The following is a 14,737-nucleotide window of genomic DNA, read 5'->3' as shown; positions in this document are numbered from 1 at the left end:
CCCGGCAGGATGGGCCCGTGCCGGAGAACTCACCGGACCGCGCAGGCGGTCACCCTCGCCCCCACGACCTCACCCCGCCGATCCGGATTCCCGCCGGACTCGTCGTCCTCGTCGGTCCGCCCGCCTCCGGCAAGACGGGCTTCGTCCGGGCGCTGGTCGAGCGGCGGCAGGTCGACGTGGAGGCGGTGGTGTCCAGCGACGAGATTCGTACGGAGCTGTTCGGCGCTTCGGCCGAGTCGGCCGACTCCGGCGCGGCCGACGCCGCCGACGCGCGGATCTTCGAGGAGCGCGACCGTCGCATCGTCGCCCGGCTCTCCGCCGGGCTCAGCGTGATCGCCGAGTCGACGAATGTCACGCCCCAGGCGCGGGAGCGGCTCATCGGCCTGGCCCGGCGCTTCGGCGCCCCGGTGACCGTTCTGCGGTTCGCCCCGGACGTCGCCGATCTTCTCCAGCAGTACACCGAGCGGGGCCGTACGGACCTCACCGAGGTGGACGTCCGCGCCTACGCGGACGTGATGAGCCGTGACGCCGGTGTCGACCGGCTCCGGGACGAGGGCGCGGCCGCCGTCCACGACGTGCCGGGACGCCGCCAGTCGGTCACGCCCGGCGAAGCCGCCGACCGTTTCACCTTCGCGCTGTGCCGTCCGCCGGGGCGGTGACCGGCCTCAGGGGCGCACAGCGCCGGGGCCCGGGCCCGCCCTGCTTGCGGCCGACCCCGACCCCGGCGCCGTGGCCTCACTTCACCACGACGGTGTCCCCGGACGACGTCGACGCCCCGGTGGTCGTGTTGCCGTAGTACACCCAGCGCCACGTACCCGTCTTGGACGCCTTCACGGTCGTCTTGAGGTTGCCCGAGCCGTTCGCGTACACCTTCTTCACGGTCGTGTAGGAGGCCGAGCCGGACGGCTTGAACTGCAGGCTGACGTGGCGGCCTCCGTAAGAGGCGTACTTCCTGGTCTCCCAGTTGGCCCGCGTGACCTTCCCGGTCACCGTGATGGTCTTGCCCTTGCCCACCGGTTCCGGCGAGGCGTTGACGGTCAGGCGCGAGTTGCGCTGGACGTACACCGCCATGCCCTTGTCGTCGGTGTCACCGCTGCCGTCCTTGAAGCGCACCTGGACCCCGACCCTCCAGGCCCCGGCCTCGCTGTTGTACATGTCCCACTCGCTCGGGTCGAAGTACATCGTCTCCGTGATGTCGCAGATGCCGAGACGGTTGGGGCAGTCATTCGTCTCGATCGAGTGCCACAGCTGTTCCTCCCCCTTGTTGCGGTGGAGGAACAGCAACCCCGGCACCTTCCACTGCTTCGTGGTGGTCATCCGGAAGGACACGGGCACCTTGACCTCGTTCGTCGTCCCGATCACGATCGGCTTGCCGCCGTTCACCTGGATACGGCTGAACGAGGCCCCGCCCTCGGCCGCACCGGCCGGCGCCGCGGCCACGGCCGTGAACACCGCCGCCGCACCTCCGGCCACGACGGCTCTCCAGACCTGCTTCCCCACCTGAACCCCGATTCTCCGTACGGAAAGGCGTCGGAGGCTCGTCCCTCCAACGCTTTACAGACACCCGGCATCCATCCAAGGTTGTGCACCCGTGCATCACGATGAGGGGAAGCGGAACTCCATCAGGAGCTCCCCGGTTTCGCTCGGCACCTGCCGGAATCCCGCCTTCTCCCACGCGCGCACAGCCCGTACGTTCTCGCGTACGGGATCGACGGTCACGCGCCGCCAGCCCAGCTCGCCGCCGAGGTGCGCCAGGAGCGCCCGCGTGGCGTCCGGGCCCAACCCACATCCCTGGGCTTCCGGTTGAAGCACCAGGTCGATGCCGCCTTCGGCCTCGTCGGCGTACCAGAACTGGGCGTAGCCCACCGGGGCGCCCTCGGCCAGCACCAGGTAGGACTCCACGCGCGGCCGACGCCGTCCGACGTACTTCGCCGCCACCTCGGTACGTGACAGGGGTACGCCGCCCCAGTACGCGACGAAGTCCGGGGAGGCGAACCACCCGGCCAGCAGGTCCAGGTCAGCCTCTGTGGTCGGGACGAGGCGGGTCATCGTTCCGTGGAGCGTTGTCGTTCCGTCGGGCGTCTCTTTTTCCTCGGCCATGAGGCGGACTCCGGTCGGTCGTCGGGGCTCGCGCACAGCATGGGCGGTTCGGTGGCCGTCGTTCTCGCCGCCCGCCACCCCCATCTGGTCTCCCGGCTGGTGGTCCACCATGCGCCTCGCCGGGCGTGAGGCCCTGCACCGCACCGCCACCCATCTCGTCCGGGGGACCGTCCCCACCCTGCGCGAACTGCTGGTGGAGCTGAGGATTCCCCGAACCTATCTGCTGCCCGAGACCGACGGCCCCCTCCCGGGCGCCGACGCACTCACCCGGGCCGGGGTGTCCGTCGTTCCGGTCCCGGACTGCGGCCACAACATCATGCTGGACAACCCGCAGGGCTTCGTACGCGCCACGGCGGTAGCGCTCAGGCACCCTCGGGGGCGGACGGCGTGACCCACTCGACGAACTGAACGATCACGCCGTTGGGGTCGGTGACCTGGAAGAGGCGTTCGCCCCAGGGCTCCTCGCGCAGCGGCATGGTGATGTCGACGCCCTCGGAACGCAGCCGCTTCTCCTCGGCCTCCAGGCCGGTGGTCGTGAACGCGAGGATCAGGCCCGAGGCCCGCTGATCGCGCTGGTCGGCCGGCAGCACTCCGGTACCCCGTGCCAGCAGGACGATGTCCATGGCGGCGTCGTCGCGCGTCAGGGAGGCGAACCCCTCGGCAGCCGCCTGCTCCGTGTAGCCGAGATGCGTGGTGAAGAACCGCTGGGACGCGGCGACATCGTCGACGGTGAGCGAGGCGGTGGAGGCGGTGATCTGCAAGGTGCTTCTCCTCATGGGCTTGCGGAATGTGGTCTTGAGGGTGCCGGCCCTGCGGGCCGCGGCCTTACGTGTGCTTGAGCTGACTGGTCGTCAGTAGCCGGGGCGGCGCGGCAGGTTACGGGACTTGACCGCGACCCCCCGACCTCGACTCCGTCACCGACTACGACAAGCGGCTGTCGACCTCGCAACTGGCGGTCCCCAAGAAGGTCTGCGACACCGTCTTCGCGACGGCCGGTTACGAGTCCTCCGTCGCGAACCTCGCCCAGCTCACCCTCAAGACCGACAACGTCTTCGGGGACGACGGCGGTGTCCACCAGCTCGCCGCCACCAGCGGATCCCCGGGAGCCGGCTACACGGCGACCCTGACCGTGCCCATCGACACCAGCACCGAGCCCACCGGGGGCGACGCCCCGGGCGGGGAAGGACCGGAAGGCGTGAGCGGCGGAGGCCCGGGAGGACAGCCGCCCAGCGGGGCACCGGCCGGCGGTCAGCAGTAGCCGCCGGAGGGCGCGCTGAGGCCCGTACGCAGCACAAAGGCGAGGAGAAACCTCTCCTCGCCGTGCTCAACTTATAGCGCACAGGGGGGCTTGCCGCAAGGCCCGGGGTGGGGCGCAGAATGTCCGCCTATGCCACAGCCTGCGGAAAAAACCTGGAAGGACGACGTGCGCGACACGAGGTTCGACGAAGGATGCGAGACCGTGCTGGGTCTCGGCGAGGTCGGCGAGGATCAGGCCGGGCTCGTCGGCGGGAAGGGGGCCCATCTCGGTGAGCTCTCCCGGCTCGACGGTGTCCGGGTGCCGGACGGCTTCTGCGTGACGACGAACGCCTTCCGGCGGGTCGTGGAACGGGCTCCGGAGGTCGAGGCGCTGCTCGACCGGCTGGCGGGCGCCGACCCGGACGACCGGCAGGCGGTCCGGGCACTGAGCGCGGAGCTGCGGCGGGCCGTCGAAGAGGCGGTGATCCCCGACGGCCTCGCAGCCGGGATCACCGGCGCGGTCGCCCGGCTCGGCGAGGAGGCCGCGTACGCCGTGCGGTCCAGCGCCACGGCGGAGGACCTGCCGACGGCCTCGTTCGCCGGGCAGCAGGACACGTACCTGAACGTCGTCGGGCCCGCGGAGGTCCTCCGGCACGTCAGCCGGTGCTGGGCGTCGCTGTTCACCGAGCGGGCGGTGATCTACCGGCGGCGCAGCGGCATCGACGACCGTACGGTCCGGATGGCCGTGGTCGTCCAGCGCATGGTCCTCCCGGACGCGTCCGGGGTCCTGTTCACCGCCGACCCCGTCACGGGCCACCGGCGGACCGCCACCGTGGACGCCGGGTTCGGGCTCGGCGAGGCGCTGGTCTCCGGGCTGGTGAACCCCGACGTCTTCACCGTGCGGGACGACGCGGTCGTCGCCAGGACGATCGCCGTCAAACAGCGCGCCGTTCACGCTCTGCCGGGTGGCGGTACGCGGGAGGTGACGGTCGAACCGCGGCAGCAGGAGCGACCGGCGCTGACCGATGCGCAGGTCGTGGAGCTCGTACGGCTCGGGCGGCGGATCGAGGACCGCTTCGGGTGTCCGCAGGACATCGAGTGGTGCCTGACCGACGACGGTTTCCGGATCGTGCAGAGCCGGCCGATCACGACGCTGTTCCCCGTCCCCGACCCCGTACCGGAGGCCGTGGAGCGCCGGACCCCGAGCGTCTACGTCTCCGTCGGCCATCAGCAGATGATGACCGACGCCATGAAGCCGCTGGGCTGGTCCATGTGGCAGCGCACCGCCATGGTGCCGATGCACGAGGCCGGCGGGCGGCTGTTCGTGGACGTCACCCCGCGGCTCGCCTCGCCCGCGTCCCGCGCCGCCCTCCTGGACGTCATGGGGAAGGGCGATCCGCTGGTCCGGGACGCACTGGAAACGGTTCTGGAGCGGGACGAGTTCGAACTGCCGGTTCCGGACACGGACCAGGCAGGCGCCGCGGGCCAGGCGGGCCCCGTCGGCCCTCCTGCGGGCGGCGCACCCCAGGCGTCGGTGGCCGAGGCCGATCCCGCCATCGTCGCGGAACTGGTCGAACGCAGCGAGACGTCCGTCGCCGCCCTGGAACGCGACATCCGGACGAAGAGCGGTCCGGAGCTGTTCGACTTCCTGGCGGAGGCCTTCGAGGAGCACAAGCGCGTGCTCAGCGACCCGCTGAGCATGCGGGCGATCATGGCGGGGATGGAGGCCACCTGGTGGCTCAACGAGAAGCTGGGGGAGTGGCTGGGCGAGAAGAACGCGGCTGACGCGCTCACGCTCTCGGCCCCCGGCAACATCACGTCCGAGATGGGTCTCGACCTGCTCGACGTGGCCGACGCGATCCGCCCGCACCCTGAGGTGGTGGCGTTCCTGACCGACGTCCAGGACGACGCCCACGGCGACGGCTTCCTGGACGGGCTCGTGAAACTGCCCGGCGGCAGCGCGGCGCGCGAAGCGATCGATACGTACCTCCGCCGCTACGGCATGCGCTGCGTCGCCGAGATCGACATCGCGCGGCCCCGCTGGAGCGAGCGCCCCGCCACGCTGGTCCCGCTGATCCTCGACAACATCCGGAACTTCGGGCCCGGCGCCGCCGAACGCCGCTTCGAGCAGGGCCGGTTGCGGGCGCTCCGGACCGAGCAGGACGTGCTGGCCCGGCTGCGGGCCCTGCCGGGCGGGGAGCGGAAGGCCGAAGCGACCAAGCGGATGATCGACCAGGTACGGGCCTTCGCCGGATACCGGGAGTACCCGAAGTACGGCATCGTCTGCCGCTACTTCCTGTACAAGCAGGCGCTGTTGGAGGAGGCCGGGCGGCTCGTGCGGGACGGCGTGCTCGACGAGCGGGAGGACGTCTTCCACCTCACCTTCCAGGAGTTGGAGGACGTCGTCCGTTCGCGCCGCGCCGACCCCCGGCTCATCGCGCGGCGCAAGGAAGCGTTCCGGTCGTACGAGGCGCTCACCCCGCCCCGGGTGCTGACCTCGGACGGCGAGGCCGTCAACGGCGCGTACCGGCGTGACGACGTGCCGGCGGGAGCGCTGGCCGGTCTCCCGGTCTCCACCGGGAGCGCCGAGGGGCGGGCGCGCGTCATTCTCGACCTGGCCGACGCCGAGCTCGAAGAGGGCGACATCCTGGTCACACGGTTCACCGACCCCAGCTGGTCCCCGCTGTTCCTCGGCGTCGCGGGGCTGGTGACGGAGGTGGGCGGCCTGATGACCCACGGCGCGGTGATCGCCCGCGAGTACGGACTGCCCGCCGTCGTCGGCGTGGACCAAGCCACCCGGCTGATCCGGGACGGACAGCGCATCCGCGTGCACGGAACGGACGGGTACGTCGAGATCCTGGGCTGACGGGGAGGGGGAGCGGTCGGCGGGAGTGGGTGGCGCGCGGACTGCAGGCCCGCCGGCTACAGGCCCGCCGACCAGGGGTGCCCCGGGTGGACGCGGTTCAACAGCCGCCCCAGGTAGGCGCGTTGCTCCGGGGTCAGGTACGGGACCGTCGCGTCGAAGTCCGCCTGATCCTTCGGGCGGGCGTGCTTGGCCTTGAACAGCAGGACCAGCTCGGGCGCCAGGTACGGGATGCCGTCCCGGGTGTGGTGGACGATCTCGTCGTACGGGCGCCGGATGCTCTCGTCGCGGCGGCAGATCCAGGTGTCGCCGTCGTGCGGCTCGCGGAACACGTCCAGCAGGTAGTCGCCGGTGGCGGGATCGCGGACCCACGTCTGGTGCACGGCGGCCAGCACGTCCGGCGCGGCGTCCTCCCAGATCCGGCCGCTGCCCGCCGCGTCGAAGACGTAGCCGGGGAAGCGGCGGCGCACCTCGGGGAACCGCCCGGCCGGGACCGCGATCTCGATGTCCCCGTGCGCCCGGGTCTGCCGGCCGCGGAACAGGTCCAGCGCCCAGCCCGCGGCCACGCACCACGGTGCCCGGACCCCGGCCAGCCGCCGCGCAACTTCGTCCGGAGTCCAGGCGGACGCCCACCGGGAGTCGAGGGCCTCGATCTCGCTGGGCGACAGTTCCGTGCCGCCATCGGGTAGGTGCTCATCGGCGGGAAGGGGGCGTCCCGTTTCGCCGCCCGGCGGTCGTCGCTCACTCATCGCTGCACGCTAGCAGCGCCCGCGTCGGAACTGCTCCCGCGAGTAAACAGGCTTGTGGGCAAGGGACTTGGGGGGCACCCGAACGTCAGGCCGGTCAGCGCCATCGGACTGGTCGGCGGCATGGTCCTGGGCGCGATCTTCGCGAGCATGTGAGCCGTGAGGCCTGGCCTCCACGGGTGAGCCGTGCGGGCGCGGGCACGGCACGCGGACGAGGCGCGGGGCGTCGCGCCAAGGGTGCGGGCGGGGCCGGGGCACGCGGGACATTTGGGCTGCTTCCGGTGGGCGGGCAGACTGTGGGCGCTCTCCCCGGCCCCGCCCCGGCCGCCGGGGCCCGCTCCGCTCCCCGTCAGGAATCGCCGTGTCCCACGCCTCCGCCGCCGCCGTCCCGGCGAGCAGCGCTGCCGCCCCGCCCGCCGGTGCGCACCGCTTCAGTGCCGTCATCAGCCGGATAGCCGAGGAGATGGCCGCCCGCGACGACCACGGCACCCCCGCCGACTACATACCGATGCTCGCGGGCGTCGACCCCCGCCGCTTCGGCATGGCCGTCGCCGAGCCGGACGGGACCGTGTACGGGGTCGGGGACTGGCGGCAGCCGTTCTCGACGCAGTCCATCTCCAAGGTCTTCGCCCTGGCCCTGGCGCTCTCCCTGGACGGCGAGCGGATATGGCGGGGGGTGGGCCGTGAGCCTTCGGGCAACCCCTTCAACTCCCTGGTGCAACTGGAGTACGAGAACGGCATCCCCCGCAACCCGTTCATCAACGCGGGCGCTCTGGTGGTGACCGACCGGCTGCAGGCGCTGACCGGGGACGCCGCCGGGCAGGTGCGGGAGCTGCTGCGTACGGAGAGCGGCAACGCGGCCATCGACTTCGTCCCGGACGTCGCCGCCTCCGAGGCGGCCCACGGCGACCGCAACGCCGCGCTGGCCCACTTCATGGCCTCCTACGGCAACGTCACGCTCCCGGTGCCCGAACTGCTCGACGCCTACTTTCGCCAGTGCTCGATCGAGGCGTCCTGCGCGGATCTGGCCCTCTCCGCCGGGTTCCTCGCCCGGCACGGGGTCCGGGCCGACGGGTCCGCACTGCTGACCCGCAGCCAGGCGAAGCAGGTCAACGCGGTCATGCTCACCTGCGGGACGTACGACGCGGCCGGGGAGTTCGCCTACCGGGTGGGGCTGCCGGGCAAGAGCGGCGTCGGCGGCGGGATCATCGCCATCGTGCCCGGGGAGTGCACCCTGTGCGTGTGGAGCCCGGGGCTCGACCGGCGCGGCAACTCGGTGGCGGGCGTGGCGGCGCTCGACCGGTTCACCACGCTCACGGGTCTGTCCGTCTTCTGACGCGCCGCTCTCCGGCTGTATCAGATGACGATGACGCGGCGGCCCCGGGTGTGGCCCGCCCGGCTGTCGGCGTGGGCGGCCGCGGCCTCCGTCAGTGCGTAGGACTTCTCGACCGGGATGTGCAGCCTGCCGCGCGAGATGAGTGCGGCAGCCTCGGTCAGCGCGTCCGGCACGCTGCCCGCCACGCCGGAGAAGCGGACGCCGGACTCCGGCGCGTCCAGGTCCGCGATGCTGACCACCTTCTGCGGGTCTCCGGTCAGTTCGACGAGCTCGCGGATCACGCCGGAGCCCGCCAGGTCGAGCGCCGCGTCGACGCGGCCGAGGCCGCGCACCCGCTCGGCCCAGCCCTCGCCGTACGTGGTGGCGAGCGCGCCCAGGCCGCGCAGATAGTCCTGGTTGGCAGCGCCGGCCGTGCCGATGACCTTGATGCCCCGCTCGCGCGCGATCTGCAGAACCGCTGAACCGACGCCGCCGGACGCGCCGCTGACCAGCAGGGTCTGGCCGGTCCTTACGCCGACCTCGCGGATGACGCGCAGCGCGGTCTCCACCACCGACGGATACCCCGCCGCCTCCTCGAACGCCAGGCCCTCCGGCATCCGGGCCCAGGCCCCCAGCACGGCGAACTCGGCGTACGTACTGGACCCTTCGCCGAACACGGGGTCGCCGACCTCCACTCCGCCGACGCCCTCGCCGACCTCGTCCACCACTCCGGCGGCGTCGAGGCCCACCCCTGACGGCAGCTGGGTCGGATGTGCTCCGAGGACCTGGCCTTCGCGGATGCGCCAGTCGACCGGGTTCACCCCCGCGGCGCGTACGGAGATGCGTATCTCGCCGGGGCCCGCGTGGGGCTCCTCGGCGTCGATGAGGTGCAGGACGTCGGGGCCGCCGAACTCGGCGAAGCTCACTTTCTTCATGCGCCGACCGTAACACTAACCGTTAGGGTTTTGGATCGGTTGTTGTTTTGTATTTGGTAGTGTCAGCGCATGATCGAGCCGTCCGGGCGCCGCGAGCGCAAGAAGGCCGCGACCCGCCAGAAGATCGCCGACACCGCTCTGCGTCTCTTCCTGGAACGCGGCTACGACGACGTGGGCATCCGGGACGTGGCCGCCGAGGCCGATGTGGCCGTCACCACCCTCTTCTCGCATTTCGCCGCGAAGGAGGCGCTGGTCTTCGAGCGCGACCAGGGGTTCGAGCGCGGCCTCGTGCGGGCGGTCGCCGACCGGGTGCCGGGCGAGCCGCTGATCCCGGCGCTGCGCCAGGAGATCCACGCCATGGTGCGCCACTGCACGGCACCCGAGGCCGCTCCGGTCCGGAGCCTGATCGTGTCCTCACCGGCACTGCGGGACTACGAGGAGTCGATGCGGCTGCGCCACGCGGACGCGCTGGCCATCGCCATCGCCGCCGAACTCGGCGTACCGGAGACGTCGACGGCCTGCCGGACCATCGCGAGGTTCGTGATCGACGCCTTCGCGCTGGCCTGTGAGGCGGCCGAGCCGGGGGACGCGGTGGACGAGGTCTTCCGGATGATCGAGGCGGCCTGGGACGCCTCGCGCCTCGCCTGATCCGGACGCGGCCCACGCCGCGGCCCGCTCATCCCACCGTGCGCGGCAACCGCAGGCTCAGCCCCACCGTCAGCGCCACCGCCGCCAACTGCGCCAGCAAGGTCACGACCAGCGCGTCCCGCATGCCCAGGGTCGGCACCAGCGCCAGGAACAGGGTGCCCAGCGTGGCCACCCCGAGGGCCAGCGCCGCCTGCTGGGTCGTCGTCATCACGCCGCCGCCCACCCCGGCCTTCTCCGGCGGTACGTCGGAGAGCACGATCCGGAACAGCACGGGGAGCTGGAGACCCTGGCCGAGGCCCGCGATCGCCACCCCCGGGAGCAGGCCCCAGATGCCGAGGCCCTGCCAGGCGTAGTGCACCGTCAGCGCCAGGACCACCACGCCCACCGCCTGGATCAGGCCGCCCGCCGTGACCACCCGGGTGCCGTACCGGCGTACCAGGCGCGGGCCCGCCAGGGAGGCGCCGAAGAAGGCCAGGGCCATCGGGGCCAGCGAGAGTCCGGCCGCGGCCGGGCCCAGCCGCAGGCCCTGCTGGAGCGCCACCGCGATCACGAACATGAAGCCGCCGAAGCCGATGGAGAACGGCACCACCAGAGTCAGGCCCCGCCGCAGCGAGTCCAGCCGCAGCAGGCTCGGCGGGACCAGGGGCACCCGGCCCAGCCGGTCGGCCCGGCGTTCCACCCGGTAGAAGGCGTACGCGGAGAAGGGGAACAGGGCCAGCGAGAGCCAGGTCCACAGCGGCCAGCCCGCCGCCCGGCCCTCCGTCAGCGGGGCGAGGAGGGTGACCAGGGAGAGGGCGAGCAGCAGCGTTCCGGGTACGTCGACCGGGGCCGGGCGGTCCGAGCGAGTCTCCGGCACCGCGCGGGCGGCCAGCACCAGACCCACCACGACCACCGGGACGTTCACCAGGAACACCGACCGCCAGCCCGCGCTCTCACCGAACACCGAGGCCATCGGGGCGGCGGCGACCAGCACCCCGCCCAGGATCTGGCCGGCGACCATCGACAGCCCGGCCGTCGCCCCGTACAGGCTCATCGCCCGGGCCCGGCGAGGTCCCCGCGTCGCCGCCTGGATCGTGGCCAGCACCTGCGGCAGCATCAGCGCGGCGGCCGCGCCCTGCGCCACCCGGGCGCCGACCAGCGTCCAGGCGTCCGGAGCGAGCCCGCAGGCCAGCGACGTGATCCCGAAGGCGGCCATGCCGATGAGGAACAGCCGCCTGCGGCCCACCATGTCGCCGAGCCGTCCGCCGAGGACCAGCAGCACGGCGTAGGCGAGACCGTAGCCCGCGACGACGAGTTCGAGCATGGCCGGGCCCGCGTCCAGATCGCGGTCGATCGTGGGCAGCGCGACGTTCACGATGAAGAAGTCGATGAGCGGGAGAGCCGCGCCCAGCAGCACGGTGAAGAGGCCGAGCGCGCCCAGCACGGGCGTGGGGTGGTCGTGGTGGCGGACGGGTTCCTGGCCGGCGGGGGTCGCCCGGGCCGGTCCGGAAGCCGCACGAGGAGAGGTGTGTACGGATGATTCACTCACGCCATCGACTCTCCCGCCGATCCCAGCCTGGTACCAGAGTCTTCTTATCCTGGTACCAGGAGTACCTGGCAACAGGCGGCGAGACCCCGCACGCTGGAGGCATGACGACCATGGCAGCCGACCCCCTGCTCGCACCGGACAGCACGGAGTCCCCGTCCGACATCCGGCGGCACGAGCTGGCCGCCTTCCTGCGCAGCCGCCGCGAGCGCATCACCCCCGAGCAGGTGGGCCTCGTCCGGGGACGGCGCCGCCGCACCCCGGGGTTGCGCCGGGAAGAGGTCGCCCAGCTCTCGGCGGTCGGGGTCACCTGGTACACCTGGCTCGAACAGGCCCGGGACATCCAGGTCTCCGCCCAGGTGCTGGACGCCCTCGCCCGCGCCCTGCTGCTCGACCCGAGCGAGCGCGCCCATCTCTTCGCCCTCGCCGCGGCTCCGGACCCGGCACCCGGCACGGAGTGCCCCACCGTCACCCCGGCGCTGCGGACCATGCTGGAGCAGCTGGACCCCATTCCGGCCTGCGTCCAGAACAGCCGGTACGACGTCCTCGCCTACAACCGCACCTACGCCCGGCTGCTCTGCGACCTGGACGCGGTGGCACCCGAGGACCGCAACTGCCTGCTCCTGGCCTTCACCCATGACGACTGGCGTGCCTCGATCGTCGACCTGCCCGAGGTCACCCGCATGATGGCCGCCAAGTTCCGTGCCTCGATGGCCGGCCATCTCGCCGAGCCGGCCTGGAAGGCGCTGCTGCACCGGCTGGAGACGCGATCACCGGAGTTCCGCGAGGTGTGGGGCCGCCACGAGGTGGTCGACCAGCGCGGCCGCACCAAGTACATCCGCAACGCGCAGGTGGGACTGCTCCACGTCGAGCACACCAACCTCTGGCTCGGCCCGTCCAGCGGGCCGCGCCTGGTGAGCTATCCGCCGGTGGACGAGGAGACCCGGAGCCGGCTGGAACGGCTGCACCGCATCGCGGTGGACGGCGACCGGTGACGCCGTCGGGAGGCTTCGGTCAGCCGAGCCGCTGGGCCAGGGCGACGATGATCCCCGAAGGGCCGCGGAGGTCGCAGAGGCGGTAGGCGTCCTCGTACTGCACGACCTCACCGAGGAGTTCGGCGCCGTGGCCGCGCAGCCGGGCGACCGTGTCGTCCAGGTCGTCGACCGCGAACATCACCCGGTGCAGGCCCAGGGTGTTGGGCGCCGGGGCGTCCGCCCCGGCGCCGACCGCCGCCGGGGCGAGGAACTTGGTCAGCTCCAGCCTGCTGTGGCCGTCCGGGGTGCGCATCATCGCGATGGCGCTGCGGACCCCGTCGAGGCCGGTCATCCGGTCCGGCACGGCTCCCTCGACCTGCGCTTCACCCTCCAGCTCCAGGCCGAGCTCGATGAAGAAGGCGGTTGCGGCCGCCAGATCGTCGACGACGACGGCCACGTTGTCCATGCGAAGAACGGTCACGGGGGACTCCTTCTCGGTCGTGCAGTCGGTCCGCTGCTGCGGCTTCCGCTCCTGCTTCTGCTCCTGCATCTGCTTCTGGGACGGAGCCGCCGCTCGATTCTCGACGTCCGGCGCATGGGCGGAAACCGCCCGATGGCGGCATCGCGAACACAGCCCGGTCCGCCACCCTCCGGCGTACGCGACAATGGAGCAATGACCACGCTCGCCCCCGCCCTCCCGCAGCTCCGTATCGGCCCGCACACCGTGCAGCCGCCGGTCGTGCTGGCCCCGATGGCCGGTATCACCAACGCCCCGTTCCGGACGCTGTGCCGGGAGTTCTCCGGGGGCAAGGGGCTGTTCGTCAGCGAGATGATCACCACGCGGGCGCTGGTCGAGCGCAACGAGAAGACGATGCAGCTCATCCACTTCGACGCGACCGAGACCCCGCGCTCGATCCAGCTGTACGGAGTGGACCCGGTCACCGTCGGCAAGGCCGTCCGCATGATCGTGGACGAGAACCTCGCCGATCACATCGACCTGAACTTCGGCTGCCCCGTCCCCAAGGTCACCCGCAAGGGCGGCGGCTCCGCGCTTCCGTACAAGCGGCCCCTGCTGCGGGCCATCCTCAGGGAAGCCGTCTCGGGCGCCGGGGACCTTCCCGTCACCATCAAGATGCGCAAGGGCATCGACGACGACCACCTCACGTTCCTCGACGCCGGGCGCATCGCCGTCGAGGAGGGGGTGACCGCTGTCGCCCTGCACGGGCGCACCACCGCCCAGCACTACGGCGGCACCGCCGACTGGGACGCCATCGCCCGGCTCAAGGAGCACGTCCCCGAGATCCCCGTCCTCGGCAACGGCGACATCTGGTGCGCCGACGACGCCCTGCGGATGATGCGCGAGACCGGGTGCGACGGGGTCGTCGTCGGGCGCGGGTGCCTCGGGCGGCCCTGGCTCTTCGCCGATCTGGTCAACGCCATGGAGGGGCGCGGCGAACGGCACGCGCCCACTCTGCGCGAGGTCGCGGACGTCATGGTGCGCCACGCGACGCTGCTGGGGGAGTGGATCGGCGACGAGGCGCGCGGCGTCATCGACTTCCGTAAGCACGTGGCCTGGTATCTGAAGGGCTTCGCGGTCGGCTCCGAGATGCGCAAGAAGCTCGCCGTCACCTCCTCGCTGGAGGAGCTGGGCGGCCAGCTGCACGAGCTGGACCTCGACCAGCCCTGGCCGGACGGCGCCGACGGACCCCGCGGGCGGACCTCCGGCAACAACCGGGTCGTCCTCCCGGACGGCTGGCTCAAGGACCCGTACGACTGCGCCGGCATCAGCGCCGACGCCGAGCTGGACACCTCCGGCGGCTGAGCCCGTACGCTGCCGGACTCCTGCGGCCGGGCCCGCTGGCGTACGTCTCCGAGGCTGAGCGCGTACCCGCCCCTGCGGCCGGTTCCGCTCGCGGTACGCGCCCCGAGCCCGGCGGCCGAGTGCGTACGCGCCCCCGGTCGGCCCGTCGCCGACACCGCCGCTCATCTGATCGCGGTGACGGGAGGGACGGCGGACGGGTTGCCCGCTGTCGCCGCCGAGCTCACCGGCTCCTTCCCCTGCAAGATCGACGCGGGCGCCCCGCCGCCCCCGGGCCCCGCCTCGGCCTGTGTGGCCGTCGAGGACTCCCCGGACGGCACCGCGTCCGCGCACGCCGCAGGGTGTGCCGTGCTGGTGGTGCCCTCGCTCCTGCCGGTCGATCCCGCGCGGGGGAGGACCTTCGCCCGTAGCCTGGAAGAGGTGGATCTCGGGGTGCTCAGCGACTGCCTGAGGCGTCCCGAGGCGTCCGGATCCTGAAATCCGGGGTCCGAATCGGGCGTGATTCACGCCACCCTTGATCGGGGTTGCGCTCAGATGAGCGAAAAGTGGCTGGCTGCACTTCTGGAAGACGTGGCA

At 72.2% G+C, this 14,737-nt stretch carries 14 protein-coding genes and 1 pseudogene; 8 read left to right on the top strand and 7 right to left on the bottom strand.

Translation table 11 applies throughout. The annotated features are described in order from the left end of the window. Nucleotides 1-17 precede the first annotated feature (17 nt). Nucleotides 18-659 carry an ATP-binding protein gene (locus IE134_RS11195; RefSeq protein WP_229823492.1) on the top strand — a complete coding sequence of 214 codons (642 nt, stop codon included), beginning with the start codon at nt 18-20 and terminating at the stop codon, nt 657-659. A gap of 76 nt (nt 660-735) precedes the next feature. Here the strand turns inward: IE134_RS11195 and IE134_RS11190 are convergent, their stop codons facing one another. Both IE134_RS11190 and IE134_RS11185 read right to left on the bottom strand, forming a co-directional pair. Beyond that, nucleotides 736-1,500: a hypothetical protein gene (locus IE134_RS11190; RefSeq protein WP_098019587.1), complete on the bottom strand. Its 765-nt coding sequence runs from the start codon at nt 1,498-1,500 to the stop codon at nt 736-738. Between the two features lie 96 nt (nt 1,501-1,596). Beyond that, a complete protein-coding gene (locus IE134_RS11185) occupies nt 1,597-2,100 on the bottom strand; it encodes a GNAT family N-acetyltransferase (RefSeq protein WP_098894478.1) in 504 nt (167 codons plus the stop codon). 27 nt (nt 2,101-2,127) lie between these two features. Here IE134_RS11185 and IE134_RS11180 point away from each other — a divergent pair. Further along, nucleotides 2,128-2,491 (top strand): annotated as a pseudogene (locus IE134_RS11180) (alpha/beta fold hydrolase); the annotation flags it as partial. Here IE134_RS11180 and IE134_RS11175 read toward each other — a convergent pair. Further along, a complete protein-coding gene (locus tag IE134_RS11175; RefSeq protein WP_030708158.1) occupies nt 2,463-2,861 on the bottom strand; it encodes a VOC family protein in 399 nt (132 codons plus the stop codon). The pseudogene IE134_RS11180 and the gene IE134_RS11175 sit on opposite strands and share 29 nt — an antisense overlap. Nucleotides 2,862-3,523: 662 nt before the next feature. Between IE134_RS11175 and rph the strand changes: the two genes are divergently transcribed. Then, a complete protein-coding gene (gene rph, locus IE134_RS11170) occupies nt 3,524-6,202 on the top strand; it encodes a rifamycin-inactivating phosphotransferase (protein ID WP_189430345.1) in 2,679 nt (892 codons plus the stop codon). Nucleotides 6,203-6,258: 56 nt separating this feature from the next. Here rph and IE134_RS11165 read toward each other — a convergent pair whose 3' ends face one another. Continuing rightward, a complete protein-coding gene (locus IE134_RS11165; protein ID WP_189430343.1) occupies nt 6,259-6,948 on the bottom strand; it encodes a nucleotidyltransferase domain-containing protein in 690 nt (229 codons plus the stop codon). A gap of 358 nt (nt 6,949-7,306) precedes the next feature. On the opposite strand from IE134_RS11165, the gene IE134_RS11160 reads away from it, so the two are divergent. Beyond that, nucleotides 7,307-8,281, top strand: a complete 975-nt coding sequence (locus tag IE134_RS11160) for a glutaminase (RefSeq protein WP_030708151.1) — start codon at nt 7,307-7,309, stop codon at nt 8,279-8,281. 20 nt (nt 8,282-8,301) lie between these two features. Here the strand turns inward: IE134_RS11160 and IE134_RS11155 are convergent, their stop codons facing one another. After that, nucleotides 8,302-9,195: an NADP-dependent oxidoreductase gene (locus tag IE134_RS11155; RefSeq protein WP_126931378.1), complete on the bottom strand. Its 894-nt coding sequence runs from the start codon at nt 9,193-9,195 to the stop codon at nt 8,302-8,304. Nucleotides 9,196-9,264: 69 nt separating this feature from the next. Here IE134_RS11155 and IE134_RS11150 point away from each other — a divergent pair, with 69 nt between their 5' ends. Further along, nucleotides 9,265-9,843 (top strand): TetR/AcrR family transcriptional regulator, encoded by a 579-nt coding sequence (locus IE134_RS11150; RefSeq protein WP_030708147.1) that lies wholly within the window; start codon nt 9,265-9,267, stop codon nt 9,841-9,843. 28 nt (nt 9,844-9,871) lie between these two features. Here IE134_RS11150 and IE134_RS11145 read toward each other — a convergent pair whose 3' ends face one another. Continuing rightward, on the bottom strand, nt 9,872-11,266 hold the full coding sequence (locus IE134_RS11145; RefSeq protein ID WP_189430456.1) for an MFS transporter: 1,395 nt from the start codon (nt 11,264-11,266) through the stop codon (nt 9,872-9,874). Between the two features lie 206 nt (nt 11,267-11,472). Here IE134_RS11145 and IE134_RS11140 point away from each other — a divergent pair, with 206 nt between their 5' ends. Continuing rightward, a complete protein-coding gene (locus tag IE134_RS11140; protein WP_010064223.1) occupies nt 11,473-12,363 on the top strand; it encodes an MmyB family transcriptional regulator in 891 nt (296 codons plus the stop codon). A gap of 19 nt (nt 12,364-12,382) precedes the next feature. On the opposite strand, the gene IE134_RS11135 is transcribed toward IE134_RS11140, so the two are convergent. Then, nucleotides 12,383-12,808, bottom strand: coding sequence for a VOC family protein (locus IE134_RS11135; protein WP_030708143.1), 426 nt, complete (start codon nt 12,806-12,808; stop codon nt 12,383-12,385). 207 nt (nt 12,809-13,015) lie between these two features. Here IE134_RS11135 and dusB point away from each other — a divergent pair, with 207 nt between their 5' ends. Together dusB and IE134_RS11125 are read left to right on the top strand one after the other, a co-directional pair. Further along, nucleotides 13,016-14,164, top strand: a complete 1,149-nt coding sequence (dusB, locus tag IE134_RS11130; RefSeq protein WP_098019575.1) for a tRNA dihydrouridine synthase DusB — start codon at nt 13,016-13,018, stop codon at nt 14,162-14,164. A 198-nt stretch (nt 14,165-14,362) separates the two neighbouring features. Beyond that, entirely contained in the window at nt 14,363-14,638 is a 276-nt protein-coding gene (locus IE134_RS11125; protein WP_229823490.1) for a hypothetical protein, read from the top strand. Nucleotides 14,639-14,737 lie beyond the last annotated feature (99 nt).

Origin of the sequence: Streptomyces rubiginosohelvolus (genome assembly GCF_014649875.1) — a bacterium.
Lineage (GTDB): Bacteria > Actinomycetota > Actinomycetes > Streptomycetales > Streptomycetaceae > Streptomyces > Streptomyces rubiginosohelvolus.
This window is presented reverse-complemented; position numbering and strand designations above follow the sequence as displayed.

Coding starts and splice junctions, on each gene's coding strand:
- IE134_RS11185 (WP_098894478.1), bottom strand. CDS start 2,100: ATGGCCGAGGAAAAAGAGACGCCCGACGGAACGACAACGCTCCACGGA.
- IE134_RS11165 (WP_189430343.1), bottom strand. CDS start 6,948: ATGAGTGAGCGACGACCGCCGGGCGGCGAAACGGGACGCCCCCTTCCC.
- IE134_RS11155 (WP_126931378.1), bottom strand. CDS start 9,195: ATGAAGAAAGTGAGCTTCGCCGAGTTCGGCGGCCCCGACGTCCTGCAC.
- IE134_RS11150 (WP_030708147.1), top strand. CDS start 9,265: ATGATCGAGCCGTCCGGGCGCCGCGAGCGCAAGAAGGCCGCGACCCGC.
- IE134_RS11140 (WP_010064223.1), top strand. CDS start 11,473: ATGACGACCATGGCAGCCGACCCCCTGCTCGCACCGGACAGCACGGAG.
- IE134_RS11135 (WP_030708143.1), bottom strand. CDS start 12,808: ATGGACAACGTGGCCGTCGTCGTCGACGATCTGGCGGCCGCAACCGCC.
- dusB (WP_098019575.1), top strand. CDS start 13,016: ATGACCACGCTCGCCCCCGCCCTCCCGCAGCTCCGTATCGGCCCGCAC.